The organism is Streptomyces sp. R-74717, from assembly GCF_047305335.1.
Taxonomy (GTDB): domain Bacteria; phylum Actinomycetota; class Actinomycetes; order Streptomycetales; family Streptomycetaceae; genus Streptomyces; species Streptomyces atratus.
Genome location: NZ_CP102361.1, coordinates 6086121 through 6103963, shown reverse-complemented (window position 1 = coordinate 6103963; position 17843 = coordinate 6086121). Strand labels below are relative to the sequence as shown.

15 protein-coding genes are annotated in these 17843 nt (G+C 68.6%); 5 read left to right on the top strand and 10 right to left on the bottom strand.

Translation table 11 applies throughout. From position 1 onward, the window contains the following. Positions 1-125 precede the first annotated feature (125 nt). On the top strand, positions 126-695 hold the full coding sequence (locus tag NRF20_RS27980; protein WP_266361134.1) for a DJ-1/PfpI family protein: 570 nt from the start codon (positions 126-128) through the stop codon (positions 693-695). A 40-nt stretch (positions 696-735) separates the two neighbouring features. Here the strand turns inward: NRF20_RS27980 and NRF20_RS27975 are convergent, their stop codons facing one another. Together NRF20_RS27975 and NRF20_RS27970 are read right to left on the bottom strand one after the other, a co-directional pair. Then, positions 736-1407 carry an HAD family hydrolase gene (locus NRF20_RS27975; RefSeq protein WP_413753484.1) on the bottom strand — a complete coding sequence of 224 codons (672 nt, stop codon included), beginning with the start codon at positions 1405-1407 and terminating at the stop codon, positions 736-738. An 88-nt stretch (positions 1408-1495) separates the two neighbouring features. Then, complete coding sequence (locus NRF20_RS27970) at positions 1496-2002, bottom strand: DUF6912 family protein (RefSeq protein WP_413753483.1); 507 nt, start codon at positions 2000-2002, stop codon at positions 1496-1498. Between the two features lie 291 nt (positions 2003-2293). On the opposite strand from NRF20_RS27970, the gene NRF20_RS27965 reads away from it, so the two are divergent. Then, complete coding sequence (locus NRF20_RS27965; RefSeq protein ID WP_266361131.1) at positions 2294-2722, top strand: Rv3235 family protein; 429 nt, start codon at positions 2294-2296, stop codon at positions 2720-2722. A 340-nt stretch (positions 2723-3062) separates the two neighbouring features. On the opposite strand, the gene secA is transcribed toward NRF20_RS27965, so the two are convergent. Next, on the bottom strand, positions 3063-5882 hold the full coding sequence (gene secA / locus NRF20_RS27960) for a preprotein translocase subunit SecA (RefSeq protein ID WP_413753482.1): 2820 nt from the start codon (positions 5880-5882) through the stop codon (positions 3063-3065). Between the two features lie 239 nt (positions 5883-6121). Between secA and NRF20_RS27955 the strand changes: the two genes are divergently transcribed. Beyond that, complete coding sequence (locus NRF20_RS27955) at positions 6122-6697, top strand: GNAT family N-acetyltransferase (protein ID WP_398631921.1); 576 nt, start codon at positions 6122-6124, stop codon at positions 6695-6697. A 76-nt stretch (positions 6698-6773) separates the two neighbouring features. Continuing rightward, on the top strand, positions 6774-7949 hold the full coding sequence (locus tag NRF20_RS27950) for a winged helix-turn-helix domain-containing protein (protein ID WP_398631922.1): 1176 nt from the start codon (positions 6774-6776) through the stop codon (positions 7947-7949). 58 nt (positions 7950-8007) lie between these two features. Here the strand turns inward: NRF20_RS27950 and NRF20_RS27945 are convergent, their stop codons facing one another. The 7 genes from NRF20_RS27945 to mtnA form a co-directional block, all read right to left on the bottom strand. Next, on the bottom strand, positions 8008-8757 hold the full coding sequence (locus NRF20_RS27945) for a response regulator (RefSeq protein ID WP_266361127.1): 750 nt from the start codon (positions 8755-8757) through the stop codon (positions 8008-8010). Positions 8758-8941: 184 nt separating this feature from the next. Then, positions 8942-9631, bottom strand: coding sequence for a ribosome hibernation-promoting factor, HPF/YfiA family (gene hpf, locus NRF20_RS27940; protein ID WP_093894003.1), 690 nt, complete (start codon positions 9629-9631; stop codon positions 8942-8944). 322 nt (positions 9632-9953) lie between these two features. Then, positions 9954-10682, bottom strand: a complete 729-nt coding sequence (locus NRF20_RS27935) for a ComF family protein (protein WP_398631923.1) — start codon at positions 10680-10682, stop codon at positions 9954-9956. Between the two features lie 70 nt (positions 10683-10752). Next, on the bottom strand, positions 10753-12522 hold the full coding sequence (locus NRF20_RS27930; RefSeq protein ID WP_398631936.1) for an LpqB family beta-propeller domain-containing protein: 1770 nt from the start codon (positions 12520-12522) through the stop codon (positions 10753-10755). An 85-nt stretch (positions 12523-12607) separates the two neighbouring features. After that, positions 12608-14632 carry an MtrAB system histidine kinase MtrB gene (mtrB, locus tag NRF20_RS27925; protein ID WP_413753481.1) on the bottom strand — a complete coding sequence of 675 codons (2025 nt, stop codon included), beginning with the start codon at positions 14630-14632 and terminating at the stop codon, positions 12608-12610. Position 14633: 1 nt separating this feature from the next. Then, positions 14634-15323, bottom strand: coding sequence for a two-component system response regulator MtrA (gene mtrA, locus NRF20_RS27920; RefSeq protein WP_187438793.1), 690 nt, complete (start codon positions 15321-15323; stop codon positions 14634-14636). 4 nt (positions 15324-15327) lie between these two features. Further along, positions 15328-16473, bottom strand: a complete 1146-nt coding sequence (gene mtnA / locus NRF20_RS27915; RefSeq protein WP_398631925.1) for an S-methyl-5-thioribose-1-phosphate isomerase — start codon at positions 16471-16473, stop codon at positions 15328-15330. A 140-nt stretch (positions 16474-16613) separates the two neighbouring features. Between mtnA and NRF20_RS27910 the strand changes: the two genes are divergently transcribed. Then, positions 16614-17843, top strand: coding sequence for a glycerophosphoryl diester phosphodiesterase membrane domain-containing protein (locus NRF20_RS27910; protein WP_413753480.1), 1230 nt, complete (start codon positions 16614-16616; stop codon positions 17841-17843).

Here is a 17843-nt window from a genome sequence, read left to right as displayed (position 1 = left end):
GTAACCGTCACGAGCCGTATGTGTACAAAAGATGGCCCCGAAGTTTGACACTCTGGACAGCGCGGCGGCCCGTATTGCCGCACTCTGGTAGACGAAACAGGCCGACGAACCGTGGGAGCCCTGCCATGGCACCGAAAATCCTGATCGTCACCGGCGACGCCGCCGAGTCCCTGGAAGTCCTCTATCCCTACCAGCGGCTGCGCGAGGAGGGTTACGACGTCCATATCGCGGCCCCCGCCCGCAAGACGCTCCGCTTCGTGGTCCACGACTTCGAGCCCGGCTTCGACACGTACACCGAGAAGCCCGGCTACACCTGGCCCGCCGACCTGGCCTTCTCCGAGGTCGACGCCGGAGATTACGTGGCCCTGGTCGTACCGGGCGGCCGGGCGCCCGAGTATCTGCGCAACGACGCCGAGCTGCGCAAGATCCTCAAGGCGTTCTTCGACTCGGACCGGCCGGTGGCCCAGATCTGCCACGGCCCGCTGATGACGGCGGCGGTCGGCGCACTGGTCGGCCGGCGCGTCACCGCGTACCCCGCGCTGGAGCTCGACATGCAGGCGGCGGGCGCCGTCTTCGAGGACCACGAGGCGGTGGTCGACGGCACCCTGATCTCGTCCCGTGCGTGGCCGGACCACTCGGCGTGGATGCGCGAATTCCTGAAGGTGCTCCGCACAAAGGCCCCGGTAACCACCTGACGGCGCTCACGAGGGACCGGGCCCCCTCGCCCGTCCCTCCCTATCCAGCCATCCGCTCGGCCAGGTCGGCGGCCTCGGCCAGGCTGTCGACCACCGGCACCCCGGCCGCCTCCAGACTGGCCCTGCTGTGCGATCCGCCGGTGTAGAGCACGGCCTTCGCGCCGACATGGGCGGCGGCCACGGCGTCGTCCACCGCATCGCCGATGACCACCGTGTGCTCCGGGGACACCCCGTCCAGCGCGGCGATGTGCCGCTCCATGTGCAGCGCCTTGCTGCCGCCGGACGGCCCGGTGCGCCCGTCGACCCGTACGAAGTGCCGCTCGATGCCGTAACCCCGGACCACGGGGACCAGTTGGTCGTGTCCGTACATGCTCAGGAGAGACTGGCTGCGTCCGGCCAGCTGCCACTGCGCGAGAAGCTCCTCGGCACCCTCGGTGAGCCGGCAGGCGGCCCGCTGCTCGATGTAGTGCAGGTGAAATATCCCGTCCATCCGCTCCCACTCGGCGTCTGTGGGCAGCCGGCCCATCAGCCGTTCGTAGAAGCGGGGGATGGGGACGCAGTACATCTCGCGGTACTGCTCCAGGGTGATCGGCTCCAGGCCGACCTCGCCGAACGCGGCGTTGGTCGCGCCGACGACCGCGGCGTTGTCGTCGAGCAGTGTGCCGTTCCAGTCCCAGACCAGATGCGTGCGGTGCTTCCCATGCGTCCCCATGCATAAGAAAGTACCCGCCGGGTCCGACACCCGTTGTGGCAGCGTGGCAGCTACCGCAACGCCCCTCTCCCCTCCGCTCCCGTCCCTCTCATCCGATCAGATTCGGAATCTCCTGAATGCCGAACCAAAGCAGCTCGTGGTCCTCGGCGCCGTCCACGGTGAACTGCGCGTCGTCGTCACCGAGGTCCGCCGCGCCCAGTGCAGCCGCGGCGGCCGTGACGTCCTTCTCGGCGTCGTCCGCATCGACATGCACGGCAGCAGCCTCGGTCAGCGCCGCGGAGGACGCGATCCGCACCTCGCCGAGCGACGACGAGTCGAGGCTGCGGTCCGGGTCGGCCACGGCTGCACCGTCCGGTACGTCGACGGCGACGACGACGCGCCGGCGGACCGCGTCGGGATTCCCGGCGATCAGGCGCAGCGAGGCGGAAGCGGCCCGGTTGAGCGCCGCGTACTCCAGCTCCTCGATGTCGTCGGAGACGTACCACTCACGCAGTCCGGGGGTCACCGCATAGGCGGTCAGCGGACCGGGACCGATCTCGCCCGCCTTGTGCGCCGCTGCGAGACCGGGGAGCGTCAGGGGGACGTACACGCGCATGGCTGGCCGCTTTCGTAGTCGGAAACGCCCTCAGGATACGTGCGACGTCCCCCTTTGGGGTTACGTGCACCGCTGCTGTCCCGTCCACCCCGCAACCACCACTCACCCTCCCCACGCCTTCCTCGCACCCCGCACAGCACTGGGCTCATCACCCGGATAGGTGATTCCTTCCGATCACGTCCGGCGCCCCATCGCCACTTGCGGCGACCTCCGCCGTCGCCGTAGAAGATCCACAGCAGAAGTTACCGCCCGGTATTCGACCGGGCCTCTGAAGCACGGGGGCGATGAGCGATGAGCACGAACAGGACCCGGCCCACAGGACGACACGACCAGCGCAGGCCCGATTCGGTGCCACCGCAACGCGCAAGGACTCCCCGGCGCGTCCGCCCCCACCACTGGTTCGCCGAGCGCCTCCTGGCGGTCCTCAGCGGCCAGCGCCCGGTGCACTGGATGCTCGGACACACCATCGGCGAGGCATACGACCAACTGGCCGAACTGGCCCCCCGCACCCCCCTCAGGGCCCGCGGCGCACGCCCGGTCATCCGCATGTGCCACGGTGCCCAGCCGGCTCCGGGCGTGGTGGAGGCCTGCGCGAGCATCGCAGCGGGCGAACAGGTAAGGGCCATGGCCTTCCGTCTGGAACAGGGCACAGACCTCCGCTGGCGCTGCGCAGCAGTAGAGCTGGGCGACGAACACCTCCAGGCAACGCCCACCCGATAGACACCCGGCCGGGGACTTCCCCGGCCCCGCAGCCACACGAGCTACGGAGCCAGGGGGAAGCCCCCGGAAACCACTGGCCACTCCTCCGGCGTTTGAGGAGCGGGGTCCGGGGCCGAGCCCCGGTTTCGGGAAAGGGCGGGGAGGGGACAGCCCCGCGCAGCGGCACACCCGCCCGCACCAAGGACACCTCCGCGCCCCGCCCCCACTTGCCCCCACCCGCCCCGCACCCCCGGCAACGGGACCCAGGGCCCAAACTCAAAACAAACCGGGGCCGGCCACCCACAAAAGGTGCCCGACCCCGGCCAAAACCCCACCGGCGCCAATAACGCCGACGCCACCGCTACTTCTTGCGGCGCCGCCCACCCCCACCATTCTTCTGCGCCTTGCGCCGCTCCGCCCGAGTCAATCCGTCCGACTCGGACGCGACCCCACCGTCACCGTTGGAGAAGTCGCCCTCGACGACCCCGCCCTCCCCGTCCACCGTGGGCGCGGAGAAGTGCAGCCGGTCCGGTCGCTGCGGAGCATCGAGCCCCTTGGCCCGGATCTCCGGACGCGCCGCCGGCACGAGGTCCTCCTTGGCGAGCGAGGTCCGCTCGGCCTCGTCCTGCACCGGAACCTCCTCGACCTGCTGCTCGACCTGGACCTCCAGGTTGAACAGATAGCCGACGGACTCCTCCTTGATGCCCTCCATCATGGCGTTGAACATGTCGAAGCCCTCGCGCTGGTACTCGACCAGCGGGTCCTTCTGCGCCATGGCACGGAGGCCGATGCCCTCCTGGAGGTAGTCCATCTCGTAGAGGTGCTCACGCCACTTGCGGTCCAGGACGGACAGCACCACACGCCGCTCCAGCTCACGCATGATGTCCGAGCCGAGCTGCTTCTCGCGCTCGTCGTACTGCTCGTGGATGTCGTCCTTGATGGACTCACCGATGAACTCGGCGGTGATGCCTGCCCGGTCGCCGGCCGCCTCCTCCAGCTCCTCGACGGTGACCTTCACCGGGTAGAGCTGCTTGAACGCACCCCACAGCCGGTCCAGGTCCCACTCCTCGGCGAAGCCCTCGGCGGTCTCCTGGCGGATGTAGTCGTCGATCGTGTCGTCCATGAAGTGGCGGATCTGGTCCTGCAGATCCTCGCCCTCCAGGACCCGGCGACGCTCGCCGTAGATGACCTCGCGCTGCCGGTTGAGCACCTCGTCGTACTTCAGGACGTTCTTACGCGTCTCGAAGTTCTGCTGCTCGACCTGTGACTGGGCCGACGCAATCGCCCGCGTCACCATCTTGTTCTCGATCGGCACGTCGTCCGGCACATTGGCCATCGACATGACGCGCTCGACCATCTGCGCCTTGAACAGCCGCATCAGGTCGTCGCCGAGCGACAGATAGAAGCGGGACTCGCCCGGGTCGCCCTGACGGCCGGAACGGCCGCGCAGCTGGTTGTCAATACGCCGCGACTCGTGCCGCTCGGTGCCCAGGACATAGAGCCCGCCGAGCTCCCTGACCTCTTCGAACTCCGCCTTCACGGCCTGCTCGGCCTTCTCCAGCGCGGTGGGCAGCGCGGCCGCCCACTCCTCGACGTGCTCGACGGGGTCGAGGCCGCGCTGGCGCAGCTCCGCCTCTGCGAGGTCGTCGGGGTTGCCGCCGAGCTTGATGTCGGTGCCTCGTCCGGCCATGTTCGTCGCGACCGTGACCGCGCCCTTGCGACCGGCCTGGGCGACGATCGTCGCCTCACGATCGTGCTGCTTGGCGTTGAGGACTTCGTGCTGGACACCGCGCTTGGAGAGCTGCTGCGAGAGGTACTCGGACTTCTCGACCGAGGTGGTGCCGACCAGGATCGGCTGGCCCTTCTCGTGCTTCTCGGCGATGTCGTCGACGACGGCGGCGAACTTCGCGACCTCGGTGCGGTAGATCAGGTCCGACTGGTCGGCACGGACCATCGGCCGGTTGGTCGGGATCGGCACCACACCGAGCTTGTAGATCTGGTGGAACTCGGCGGCCTCGGTCATCGCCGTACCGGTCATGCCGGAGAGCTTGCCGTAGAGGCGGAAGAAGTTCTGCAGAGTGATCGTGGCGAGCGTCTGGTTCTCGTCCTTGATGTCCACCCCTTCCTTCGCCTCGATCGCCTGGTGCATGCCCTCGTTGTAGCGGCGGCCGGCGAGGATACGACCGGTGTGCTCGTCGACGATCATGACTTCGCCGTCGATGACGACGTAGTCCTTGTCCTTCTTGAAGAGTTCCTTGGCCTTGATGGCGTTGTTGAGGTACCCGACGAGGGGGGTGTTCACCGACTCGTAGAGGTTCTCGATGCCGAGCCAGTCCTCGACCTTCGCGACACCGGGCTCATGGATGGCGACGGTCCGCTTCTTCTCGTCGACCTCGTAGTCGCCGGTCTCCTCGATTCCCTTGAGCGGGTTGCCCGCCTCGCCCTTGGTGAGACGGGTGACCAACTTGGCGAAGTCGCCGTACCACTTGGTGGCCTGGTCGGCCGGGCCGGAGATGATCAACGGCGTACGGGCCTCGTCGACGAGGATCGAGTCGACCTCGTCGACGACGGCGAAGTTGTGGCCGCGCTGGACGAGCTCGTCCGCGGACCACGCCATGTTGTCGCGGAGGTAGTCGAAGCCGAACTCGTTGTTCGTGCCGTACGTGATGTCGCAGGCGTACTGCTCACGGCGCTGGGCCGGCGTCATGTTGGCGAGGATGCAGCCGACGGTCAGACCGAGGAACTTGTGGACCCGGCCCATCATTTCGGAGTCACGCTCGGCCAGATAGTCATTGACCGTGATCAGGTGCACGCCCTTGCCGGACAGTGCGTTGAGATACGCCGGCAGGGTGCCGACCAGGGTCTTGCCCTCGCCGGTCTTCATCTCGGCCACATAGCCGAGGTGCAGGGCTGCGCCGCCCATCATCTGGACGTCGTAGTGGCGCTGTCCGAGGACCCGCTTGGCGGCCTCACGGACGGTTGCGAATGCCTCGGGGAGCAGGTCGTCCAGGCTCTCGCCGTCCGCGTACCGTTCCTTGTACTCGTCGGTGAGCGCCCGCAGCTCGGCGTCGGAGAGGTTGACGAAGTCCTCTTCGATGGAGCTGACCTGGTCCGCGATGCGGTGCAGTTTGCGCAGGATCTTGCCTTCGCCTGCACGCATGAGCTTGTTGAAGACGGACACTGAGGCTGGTCTCCTTGCCGGTCGGGCCTGGCACTGGGTCGTGTTATGGACTCTGGCGCGGGCACGGCAGGTGGGCCCCACCGCAACGGCCATCGTAAGCGAGGACCACGCCGCGCCGGGAGGGCTGCCGCCGCGTCGGCTCCGTCGTCCCTTCCAAGTCAACGGCCGGGAGGCTCCGAAGGTGCCGGGAAGTCCGAAAAGTGTTCGCTTCACGGCCGGCTCCTCACCAGAATCCGTACATGGAGCCAATCACCCTCACCACCGAGCGTCTGCTGCTGCGCCCCTTCACAATGGGAGACGCGGACGAGGTCCACGCCGCTTGTCAGGACCCGGACATCCAGCGCTGGACGGTCGTGCCCTCGCCGTACAGCCGCGCCGACGCGGAGCTCTTCGCGGGGACGCTGTCCCCCGGCGGCTGGCGCGACGACTCCATGTACAACTTCGCGGTGGTCACGCGCGAGGGCGGGGCCCTGGCGGGCGCGCTCGGCATCAATCGCCGCAATCTGCCGGGCACGTACGAGGTGGGCTTCTGGACCGCCAGGGAGCATCGGGGCCACGGCTACATGACGGAGGCCGTGCTGTCCGCCGCCCGCTGGACCTTCGCCTCGCTCGGCGGCGACCGGCTGGAATGGCGGGCCGAGGCCGGCAACGTCCCCTCGCGTGCCGTGGCGCTTCGGGCGGGATTCCGGATGGAGGGCGAGCAGCGGTCGGGACTCCTCAACAAGGGCGTCCGGCGCAACGCGTGGGTGGGGGCGCTGCTCCCGTCCGATCTCGGCCTGCCGGGCACCCACGCCTACCTGCCCGCCACCGCCTGACTCACCGGCACCGGCCTCTTGCCGCCGCGGGGAACTCCACGGCCGGATGTCAGTGCCTCCCTCTAAGGTGCGAGGCATGACGCCTGTGCCGCCTCCCGCCGCCGAACTCTCCACCGACCAGGCGCGCAGGATCGCCCTGCGCGCCCAGGGCTTCCTGGGCACTCCGGACCGCAGGGCCGGGGTTCCGGGCGTGTTGCGGCATCTCGGTGCCGTACAGCTGGACACGATCTCGGTGCTCGCTCGTTCGCACGAGCTGATTCCGTACGCGCGCCTCGGCGCGGTCGGCCGGCGCGCGGTCGAGGAGGCGTACTGGTCGGGTGGCCGCACCTTCGAATACTGGTCGCACGCGGCGTGCATCCTGCCGGTCGAGGAGTGGCCGCACTTCGCGTTCCGCCGCCGCGCCTACCGCTCGCGACCCCACTGGCACCACGACCTGCCGGACGGCGCCTACGAAACGGTGATCAAGCAGCTGCGCGCCGAGGGCCCGCTGACGGCGACGGAGCTGGGCGGCGCAAAGAACGGCGGGGAGTGGTGGGACTGGTCGGCGTCGAAGGTCGCCGTCGAGCGCGCCCTGATGTACGGCGAGGTGGTGTGCACCGAGAGGCGCAGCTGGAAGCGGGTGTACGACCTCGCCGAGCGCACCCTGCCCGATGCCGTGCTGCACGACGATCTGGACGACGCGGAGTGCCTGCGACGGCTGGTCGCGCTCGCGGGGCAGTCCCTGGGCGTCGGCACCCGCGCGGACATCGCGGACTACCACCGGCTGAAGGGTGAGCAGTTCGACGCGGTGGTGGCGGACTCCGGTCTGGTGCCGGTGACGGTGCAGGGCTGGGCGAAGCCGGCCTGGGCGGACCCGGCAGCGCTGGCCTCCGAGCCACGCGGGCGGCACCGTACGACCCTGTTGTCGCCGTTCGACTCGCTGGTCTGGGAGCGGGCGCGCACCGAGCGGATCTTCGGTTTCACCCATCGTCTGGAGGCCTACGTCCCCAAGCCCAAGCGGATACACGGTTACTTCGCGATGCCTCTGCTGGCGGGCGGAAAGCTGCAGGGCCGCGTCGATCCGGCGCGCGAGGGAAGCACGCTGGTCGCCCGCCAGGTGTCCCTGGAGGGCAGGAAGGCCGTGGCGCCGATGGCCGAGGCGCTGGTGGAGGCCGCGTCCTGGGTCGGTTGTACAGATGTACGGCTGGAGCGGGTCGACGCACCGGAACTGCGTGGGCCGCTGGCTCAGGAAATCGCCCGCGCTCTGGCGTGAGCGCGCATTCCCGTCCCTTTACCCGGCGTCGTCCCTTCCGGTCCCGTCGAGGGACCGGTCATCTGATCTCCAGGATCTTCTCCCGCATGGCGTAGACCACGGCTTCCATCCTGGAGTGCAGCTGCAACTTCTCCAGAATGTTGCGGACGTGGTTCTTCACAGTGTTCTCGGAAATGAACAGTTCCTTCGCGATATCGCGATTGTTCATGCCCGTTGCAACGAGTTTCAGGACTTCGAGTTCCCGGTCGGTGAGCCGCGGCGCCGGCACCAGCCTGCGCTCGTCGGTCCGCTGGATCATCGACTTGAACTCGGTGAGCAGTTTGGACGCCATGGAGGGGCTGATCTGGGACTGCCCGTCGGCGACCGCGCGGATCGCGGTGGCCACCTCGTCCGTGGAGATCTCCTTGAGGAGATAGCCGGTGGCGCCCGCCTTGATCGCGTCGTAGAGATCGGCCTCCTCGTCGCTGATCGTCAGCATGATGATCTTCGCGCTGGGGGCCACCTCCTTGATCGACGTGCAGGCCTCGATGCCGCCGCGCTTGGGCATCCGTACATCCATCAGCACGATGTCGGGCAGCAGATCAGCCGCCTTGTCGACCGCCTCCGCCCCGTCACCTGCCTCGCCGACAACCTGGATGTCCTCCTCCTGGGCGAGGACGATCTCCAGACCTCTACGGAAGAGCGCGTGGTCATCCACCACGAGGACGCGGATCGGCTCCTTGCAGGAACCGCTGTCCGCGTCCGCCCCGGTATCGGCAGCGCCATCGGCATCTTTCGCATCGCGCACGGGCCCGAAGGTGTCCGCCATCGTTCCTCCCCCTGAAGGCCATGGCCTGAAGTTCACAAACTGTCCGCCAACGGCAGTTCACAGAGCACTGGTTGGCTCGGGACGACATGATTTCATGCCCAGACGTCGGAGCGGTGATTCCGTGGCCGCACACGGGTGCCCCTGGGGGCGCACAGGCGCTCCAGGGGCACCACAGAAGGGGGCGTCAGCCGCCGAGCGCACCGCCCGCGCCGCCCGCCTCATCGGCGGCCAGCGGATCGGTCCTCAGGTGAATGACACCGTAGTCATAGGCATGCCGTCGGTAGACGACACTGGGTTCCTTCGTTTCGGAGTCGACGAACAGATAGAAGTCGTGCCCGACCAGCTCCATCTCGTAGAGCGCCTGATCGAGCGACATCGGTGCGGCGACGTGCGTCTTCTCCCGCATCACCAGCGGACCCTCGCCCTGCACCTCCAGCGAGCCGAACCTGGTGGTGGGTACGGACTGAGCCGCCTCGTTGCCGACCAGATCGCCCTCGCCGTTGAACGACGCCGCGCCCGGCACGGTCTCGGCGACTTCGGCAGCGGGAATCCGGCCGTTGCCACGACGGCTGTAGCGCTTGTCGTGCTGCTTGCGCAGCCGCGCCTCCAGCTTGCCGGTGGCCAGGTCCAGCGCTGCGTACGGGTCGCCTGCGGCCGCTTCCGCCCGGATGACCGGCCCACGCGAGCGGAGCGTGATCTCCACCCGGTCGGAACGGTCGGCCTGACGGGGGTTCGGCTCCTTGGACACCTCGACGTCGAGGCTGATCACCTTGCCGTCGAACTTCTGGATCTTGTCCAGCTTCAGCTTTTCGGCCACGTGCTTGCGGAACCGCTCGGGCACCTCGGTCTTGCGGCCCTTGACGACGATGTCCACGCAGAACTCCGTTCCCGGATCACTCCGCTCAGCGGCGGAGCATCTCCCTTTTGCACCAGGCCCCGGTGGTAGCCGGAGCCGCGGACTCGGTGACTTCCACCTCCTCCTCCCCCATCGGCAGGGTCTCCACCCCACCGAATTTTCTGCATCTGGACTACCGGTGAGTTGCCTGCCCGAAACCTGGCGGTGCATTCATCGAGGTCTGGCATTCACCATTCCTCACAACCGAACATAGCCTGCCTGGCCTGATGTCGGCACCCGCTACTCGCACGTACCTCCGTTCAGGTCTTTTTACCCACTCACCACCTGCAACGATGCAAGTTCACTGGCAGTTCCGGTTTATCTCGAAAGCTGGCGGAGATACTGCGACAACCGCCGCCTGCCCGCTGCCGGACAGGGCACCCGTGTGCCCGTCCGCTGTCCCGATCGCCCGGGCCGCCTCGGCCAGCGACGCACCGGTCGTCAAAAGGTCGTCCACCAGCACCACCCGTCCGGCCGCGAGCAGCCGTTCGCCTCCGGCCACGACTTCCAGTGCCCCCGCAAGATTCGCCTGCCTCTGCCGGGCTCCCAGCCCCGCCTGATCGGCCACCGGGCGCCGCTGCCGAAGCACCGCGACCACCCGGGCGCTGGTACCTCCGCGCCGCAGTTCACCCGCGGCGGCCAGCGCGATCCGGCGCATCGGATCATGCCCCCGTGCCGCCACGGCCCGCCGCGTCGACGGCACAGGTACGAGCAGAACCGGGCCGCTGAGACCCACCTGCCCCGTCCCGGCCCGTACGGCCCCCGCCAGCGCCTTGCCGAGTGCCCCGGCCAGCCCCAGTGCGCCCCGCTCCTTATGGGCCAGGAGCACCGCACGTACCGCGTTCTCGTACGCGGCGGCCGCATGCACCGCCGGCAGGCCCGCGGGCTCCGGCACGGGTCTGACCCGGCGCGGCACCTCGCCGTACAGCTCCGCGCGGCATTCCTCGCACAGCTCGGTACGCGTCCTGCCGCAGCCACCACAGGACGCCGGCAGAACCAGTCCGGAGATCTCCCGCCACCATCCCCGCATGACTCCACTGTGCCCTCCCCGAAGGGGCCGGGCCACCCCTGTGGAAAACGCGGGAGCGGCCCGGCGGGGCTCAGCCCGGGTAGACCAGCGACGAGCCTTCCTTGACCACCGTCTGCCAGTTGTCACCCGGCGACAGCTTCACTATCCCGTCGCTCGACGTGGCCGCCATCAGCGGCAATTGCTCGTCGTCCGCCGCCGCGACCGACGACACCTGGTTCACACCGGGCAGCACACCCGATGCAGCCGTCGAGCCGTCCGCCTGCACATAGCGCACCTGCTGCACGCCGCCCTGCTCCTTGCCGACCACCACGAGACGGCTCCGGCCCGACCACGACATCGCAGTCACATCCGTCAGCTGCGGTGCGGCCTGTCGCAGCTCCACCACCGAGACCTTCTGCTCCGCCTCCGGCCCGCGCCGCTCGATCCGGCCGATCTTCAGCGTGTTGTGGCCGTCCTGGGTCACCAGGAGGGCGATCCGCACTCCGTCCGCGGACATCCGCAGCGCCTCGATCCGCCCGCCGTCCAGGCTCGGCACGGCGACCTCCTGCGGCTTGCCGACACCACCGGTCAGCCGCAGCAGTCTGGAGTTGCCCGGATCCCGGTCGGCCACCCAGAGGTCGCCCCGACCGTCCCAGCTCGGCGCCGACAGACGGTTGTTCGGGTTCTGGGCCTTGCTGGTCACCGCGGCCGCAGGAAGTTCGCCGCCCGAGACAATGGACGACACGTAGAGGGCCGACTTGTCGCGCGAGACCGCCGCCGCCCGCTGCTCGTCCCTGGCCACACCGACCGCCCCCATCCGCACCGGTCCGTCGCCGAGCGGACCGGACACCACCTCCGGGATGTCACTGCCCTTGGTGCTGCCAGGAATTCGCTCCACATGCCCCTTGGCATCGACGAAGTACTGGCTGTCCGGCCCACTCGACGAACCGTCAGGTGCGAACTCCTCCGCCTGATCCGTCCCGAGGACGCACAGCGAGGAGCCGTCGGAGCGCTGCAGTTCGACCTGCTCGACCCGTGCGGACGTCAGGTCCCGCAAGGTATAGAGGACCTGCGAGGCCATCATGCGGCAGGAACGCTGTCCGACGCCGTCCGCCTTCTTGTTGAGCGGGACCTTCAGTACGTTGCGGTCGTCGGGCGCCAGCGAGGTGACCCCCTTCTTCAGCGCCGTACCTGCGGGGAAACGGGAGTCGACCACCGGCCGCAGCCAACTGGTCGGCCCTGCCAGGAGGCTGCGGACCGCCTGTGTCACGGTGTCCATCCCCGTGACAGGGTCCGTCCGGCTGCGGAGATAGACGGGGTCGGCGACCAGGGTCGACTGCTCCGACGGCCGCCCTGCGGCGAAGTAGTACTTGTCCACAGAGCGGTAGAGACGCTTGAAGTCCGACTGCCCGAGCAGAAGGCCGTCCGGCACGAGGTCGATGCGCCACTCCTTGCCCTCCGGCCCGTTCTCCTTCACCAGATGCAGGGACTGGTTGTAGTCCGTGGGCGCGAGTGGCTGATACGCGCTCTGGGCGTCGACCGTTGCCACCTTCTCACCGGTCAGGGTGTAGGTGATCTCCGTGATGCCGGGGTCGCTGTCGCCGAACGGGCGGTCGCTCCGGTTCGGCGCCTTGGTGAGCACCGTCGTGAACGCGCTCGGCTTCCAGGTACTGGCTGCCTTCCTCGTCAGGTACTTGCGGGTCGTCCTGAAGTCCGAGTCATCACTCGTCATGGACTCCAGGAAGCCGTCGACGACCTCGTTGGGGGTGGCGTTGTCACGCGGCGCCACGGCATAGACCTGCACCTGGGAGTCACCGGGCTGCGAGGCGTCTACAGCCTTGACATCCCCGGTGACGGGCATCGAGCCGCACGCGGACAGCAGCACGACACTGCATCCGAGCAGCGCGAACAGCCCCAGCACACGTCCATGGCCGTCCCTACGACGGTCACTCCCCACGATTCGCGTCCCCCCGCTCCGGGTCCTGCACTGCAGAGTCGAAATCGCCACCCGGCCGGTCCTCGGCGGCGCGCGCGACCACCCGTGCACCGCTCCCCGGCAGGGCCGCCGGATGCACCGAGACCGGCGTCGTCCGGGGTGCCACGGGGGTACGCGAGGGTACGGGCAGCGAGGACCGATCATTGCCACCGGGCTGGGTCGGCACTGCTGTCAGCCGGTGTTCACTCCCGGTCATGGAAGCGACCGCGGCTCGCTCCCGGCTCTCCCGGTTGCGCCGGGAGTCCTCGGGTTCCAGCGGTATCGGAGATCCGCGCAGCGGTTCGTCCGCCGTGCGCGGCAGAGTCAGCCGGAACTGCGAACCGCCGCCCGGCTCGCCCCATGCCTGTAGCCAGCCGCCGTGCAGCCGGGCGTCCTCCACGGCGATGGACAGTCCGAGTCCGGTGCCGCCGGTCGTCCGTGCGCGAGCCGGATCGGCCCGCCAGAAACGGTTGAACACCCGCGTCGCCTCGCCGGGCTTGAGCCCCACGCCGTAGTCCCGGACGGCCACGGCGACCGCACCTCCGGCCACCGCCATCCGCACCACGACGTCCCTGCCCTCACCGTGCTCGACGGCATTGACCACAAGGTTGCGCAGGACGCGTTCGACCCGCCGCGCATCGACCTCCGCGATCACCGGCTGCTCATCGCCGACCACCCGGATACGGGTGCCCTTGCGCTCGGCCAGCGGCTCGGCCCCGCCGATCACCCGTCGTACGACCTGTCGCAGATCTATCGGCTCGGCCTCCAGCGCGGCGGCGCCCGCGTCGAACCGGCTGATCTCCAGCAGATCGGAGAGCAACGACTCGAACCGGTCGAGCTGATCCCCGAGCAGCTCCGCGGAACGCGCCGTCACGGGATCGAAGTCGCTGCGGGCCTCATGGATGACATCGGCGGCCATACGTACGGTCGTCAGCGGTGTCCGCAGTTCGTGGGAGACGTCGGAGACGAAGCGTCGCTGCATCCGCGACAGCTCCTCCAACTGCTGGATCTTCAGCTGCAGGTTCTGCGCCATCTTGTTGAAGGCCTCACCGAGCCGGGCAATGTCGTCCTCGCCGGTGACCTTCATCCGCTCCTGGAGCCTGCCGGCGGAGAGCCGCTCGGCGATGCCCGCCGCCATCCGTACGGGCGTGACGACCTGTCGCACCACAAACCAGGCGATGGCCCCGAGCAGCACGACCACGAACAGTCCCGCAGTCGCCAGCGTGCCTTTGACCAGCGTCAATGACTTCTCCTCCTGCGTCAGCGGGAAGAGGTAGTAGAGCTGGTACGGATTGTGGTCGATGTCGTAGAGCCGCTTGCCCACCACGAGTCCGGGCTGCGGCTCCTGTCCGTTCGCGTACCGGATCAGGGAGTACGTCTGGAACGCTCCCGGGCCCTTGTTCACGGAGTCCCGCAGGCTCTGCGGAATGCTCGCCGCCTCCACACTGCCTGAGCCGCGCGGCGCACGGGTGCCCTCATCGGCGCTGAGTGCCACCACGTTGAAGGCGTTCTTGCCGCCACTGGCGAGCTGATCGACGAGCTCGGTCCGCCAGGAGTTGTTGGCCGAGGTGCCGTCCACAGCGTCGCCGCCCTGCCCACCGGGGGTGAGCGGGGCGTTCGCCTTCTCCTGGGCCGCCGCGAAACCGCCGGCAGCCTGGGTCTGGGCAGCCTTTCCCTTCGCGTCGAGCAGGCCGTTGCGCACCTGGCCGATCACGACCAGTCCGAGGAGCAGCACCACACCGAGCGACATGAGTAGCGTGCCCGCGACGACCCGCAACTGGAGGTTGCGTCGCCAAAGCCGCACGGCGGGCAGCAGCGGACGTCGCACCCAGCGCATCAGCAGTCGTGGCACAGGGCCGCCGGGCGCCCGGTCGTGGAACAACCGGCCACCCTGCAGAAGACGTCGGACCTGCGACGCCTTGTGTCCTGGAGCAGCAGCCCGCTCCGCACGGGCTCCCGGCTCCCCGGGCTGCGGAGCAGCGCTACTCAGGGGCATGTCAGCTCGGTCCGGCCTTGTAACCGACACCTCGGACGGTCACCACGATCTCGGGCCGCTCCGGGTCCTTCTCGACCTTGGAGCGCAGGCGCTGGACATGCACATTCACCAGCCGGGTGTCGGCAGCGTGGCGGTATCCCCAGACCTGCTCCAGCAGTACCTCACGGGTGAAGACCTGCCACGGCTTACGGGCGAGTGCGACCAGCAGGTCGAACTCCAGCGGGGTGAGGGCGATCGACTGTCCCTCCCGCTTCACCGAATGACCGGCCACATCGATGACCAGATCCCCGATGGCCAGCTGCTCCGGCGCCGGTTCCTCGGACCTCCGCAGACGTGCCCTGATCCGGGCAACCAACTCCTTAGGTTTGAACGGCTTGACGATGTAGTCGTCGGCCCCGGACTCCAGGCCCACCACCACGTCAACCGTGTCGCTCTTGGCAGTGAGCATGACGATCGGCACACCCGACTCGGCCCTGATCAGCCTGCAGACCTCGATGCCGTCCCTACCGGGCAGCATCAGATCCAGCAGGACCAGGTCCGGCTTGGCCTCACGAAATGCGGCAAGTGCCTTGTCGCCGTCCGCTACGAACGACGGCTCGAACCCTTCACCACGCAGCACAATCCCGAGCATCTCGGCCAGTGCGGTGTCGTCGTCGACGACAAGGACGCGTCCCTTCATAATCGACATCATCCCATTAGCTAATCGTTACCTGCGATGATCTGGCACACAGCTCTGCCAGTCGGACCCCCGTGACCGGGGAAACTGTGCCCTCCTCCGTGACGATCGCCGTGACCAGCTCCGGCGGCGTGATGTCGAACGCGGGGTTGTACGCCGGGGTTCCCGCCGGTGCCGCGAGCAATCCGCCGGTGTCCCCGCCTGCCACCCCGATCTGCGGGAATGTGAGCTCCGTCACTTCATTCCCCGGCCGCTGCTCCACGGTGATCGATACCCCGTCCGCGGTGTCCAGATCCACAGTCGTGGTCGGCGCCACCACGATGAACGGTACGTGGTGGTATTTCGCGAGCACAGCCAGCGGATAGCTCCCCACTTTGTTCGCCACCGATCCGTCCGCGGCGATGCGGTCCGCCCCGATGAGCACGGCATCCACCTCCCCCGCGGCGAACAGCGAACCTGCGGCGCTGTCCGTGAGCAAGCTGTACGGCATGCCATTGCGCGCCGCCTCGTACGCGGTCAGCCGGGCACCCTGCAGCAGCGGACGCGTCTCGTCCACCCACAGCCGCCGCAGCCGTCCCTCCCGATGTGCCCTGAGCGCCACAGCGAAGGCAGTGCCCTCACCACCCGAGACGAGCGCCCCCGTATTGCAGTGTGTCAGCAGTCGATGCCCGCCACCGGGCAACAGTTCGTCCAGAAGTGCGAGCCCGTACCGTGCCATAGACCCGCTGGCCTCGGCATCCTCCCGGTGCAGCGCCCTGGCCTCGGCCAGCGCAACCGCCGCAGCCCGCTCGGGATCCGCCTCTCTTTCCCTGGCCGCCCGGTACGCCCCGGCAGCCCGCCGCACCCCGTAACCGAGATTCACCGCGGTGGGCCGCGCCCGCTCCAGCAACTCTGCGGCCTCCGCCACGTCGTCTCCTCGCACCGCTGCCAAAGCCACGCCATAGGCCCCTGCGATGCCCAGCAACGGCGCCCCGCGCACCGCCAGCGTCCGGATCGCCCACACCAGCGCGGGCACATCGGCGCACACCAGCTCGGCCTCCTCGGCAGGCAGCCGAGTCTGGTCGAGGAGCACCAGCACGGGACCTTCCGGAAGCTCGTCCCAGCGAAGTACGGGAAGCGCGGGAGGCTCGATGCCCACCGACGATTGCGCATCCTGATCAGCCATCCGCCCAGTCTGCCCGGTGAGCCACCCACAAATGAAGGTACGAAGGAGATACAGGGCCAGGCCCGTACTGGAGCAACGCGTGGCACGATGGCTGCCAACCTGCCGCGCCGATGAGCGGACAGGACCGTGAAGGAGCGAGAATGAACGACACTCCGGGCTGGGCCTCGCCCGGATCTGCCCCCTCCGAGGGTCAGGGGGCGGGTGTCCCCCGGCCTTCCGAGCCCGTCGACGGCAGCGGCCCGACAGGGAACTGGTCTCCCACGCAGCCGCCCACAGGGCAGTGGTCCCCACCGAGCACTCCCGGCACAGGTCCCGGCGCACCACCCCCCGCCCCCGGCTGGGGCGGCGGACCTCAGGGCCCCGGCTGGGGCGGTGGGCCGCACGGCGCCGGCTGGAGGCAGCCGCCCGTCGCAGCCAAGCCCGGTGTCATCCCGCTCCGGCCGCTCGGCGTCGGCGAGATCCTCGACGGCGCGGTCTCCACGATGCGCGCCCACTGGCGCACGGTCCTCGGAATCACGCTGGCCGTGTCCGTGATCGCCCAGATCGCGATCATCCTCGTGCAACGCTATCTGCTGCCGGAACCCGCAGCGATCGACCCGAACGCCACCGGTTCGGAGGCACTCCGGCAAACCGCCGACTCGGCTCAGTCGTCGCTGGTCAACAGTGTGCCGTCGCTGCTCATCACCATGATCGCCACACTGATCACGACATCCGTACTGACCGTGGTGATCAGCCGCTCGGTACTGGGCCGCCCGGTGACGCTCTCCGACGCATGGGCCGAGGCCCGGCCCCGGCTTGCTCAGCTGCTGGGTCTGACATTGCTGCTGGCCCTGATCAGCGCCGCCATCATGACGGCAGGCCTGCTGCCAGGCATGCTGGTCGGCTCCGCCGCAGGCGCCGGGCTCATCGTTATCGGGCTTATGGCCGCGTTCGTCGTCGTCATCTGGCTGATGGTCCGCTTCTGTCTCGCCTCGCCGGCGCTGATGTTGGAGCGGCAATCGATCACAACTTCCATGCGCCGCTCCGCGAAGCTGGTCAGGGGCGCCTGGTGGCGGACCTTCGGCATCCTGGCGCTCACTGGGCTGCTGACCCTCATCGTGAGCGTGATCATCGCCATCCCGTTCAGCGTCATCGCGATGGCCATGGACGGCGGCGGTGTCGGCTCCTTCCTCACGGACGGCTCCACGGACTTCGGCTGGCCGTTCCTGATCGTCTCCGGCATCGGTCAGGTGATCACCGCAACGATCACCTACCCGCTCTCCGCTGGTGTGATGGCCCTGCTTTACATCGATCAGCGCATCCGCCGCGAGGCACTCGACATCGAGCTCGCCCGGGCAGCGGGCCTGCCCGGATACGACACCAGGAGCTGA

Bases quoted from the DNA above. Each gene is read 5' to 3' on its own strand.
- NRF20_RS27910 (WP_413753480.1), top strand. From the start codon at position 16,614: ATGAACGACACTCCGGGCTGGGCCTCGCCCGGATCTGCCCCCTCCGAG.
- NRF20_RS27955 (WP_398631921.1), top strand. From the start codon at position 6,122: ATGGAGCCAATCACCCTCACCACCGAGCGTCTGCTGCTGCGCCCCTTC.
- mtnA (WP_398631925.1), bottom strand. From the start codon at position 16,473: ATGGCTGATCAGGATGCGCAATCGTCGGTGGGCATCGAGCCTCCCGCG.
- NRF20_RS27975 (WP_413753484.1), bottom strand. From the start codon at position 1,407: ATGGGGACGCATGGGAAGCACCGCACGCATCTGGTCTGGGACTGGAAC.
- mtrA (WP_187438793.1), bottom strand. From the start codon at position 15,323: ATGATGTCGATTATGAAGGGACGCGTCCTTGTCGTCGACGACGACACC.
- NRF20_RS27950 (WP_398631922.1), top strand. From the start codon at position 6,774: ATGACGCCTGTGCCGCCTCCCGCCGCCGAACTCTCCACCGACCAGGCG.
- NRF20_RS27965 (WP_266361131.1), top strand. From the start codon at position 2,294: ATGAGCACGAACAGGACCCGGCCCACAGGACGACACGACCAGCGCAGG.
- NRF20_RS27930 (WP_398631936.1), bottom strand. From the start codon at position 12,522: ATGCCCGTCACCGGGGATGTCAAGGCTGTAGACGCCTCGCAGCCCGGT.
- NRF20_RS27980 (WP_266361134.1), top strand. From the start codon at position 126: ATGGCACCGAAAATCCTGATCGTCACCGGCGACGCCGCCGAGTCCCTG.
- NRF20_RS27945 (WP_266361127.1), bottom strand. From the start codon at position 8,757: ATGGCGGACACCTTCGGGCCCGTGCGCGATGCGAAAGATGCCGATGGC.
- mtrB (WP_413753481.1), bottom strand. From the start codon at position 14,632: ATGCCCCTGAGTAGCGCTGCTCCGCAGCCCGGGGAGCCGGGAGCCCGT.
- NRF20_RS27935 (WP_398631923.1), bottom strand. From the start codon at position 10,682: ATGCGGGGATGGTGGCGGGAGATCTCCGGACTGGTTCTGCCGGCGTCC.
- NRF20_RS27970 (WP_413753483.1), bottom strand. From the start codon at position 2,002: ATGCGCGTGTACGTCCCCCTGACGCTCCCCGGTCTCGCAGCGGCGCAC.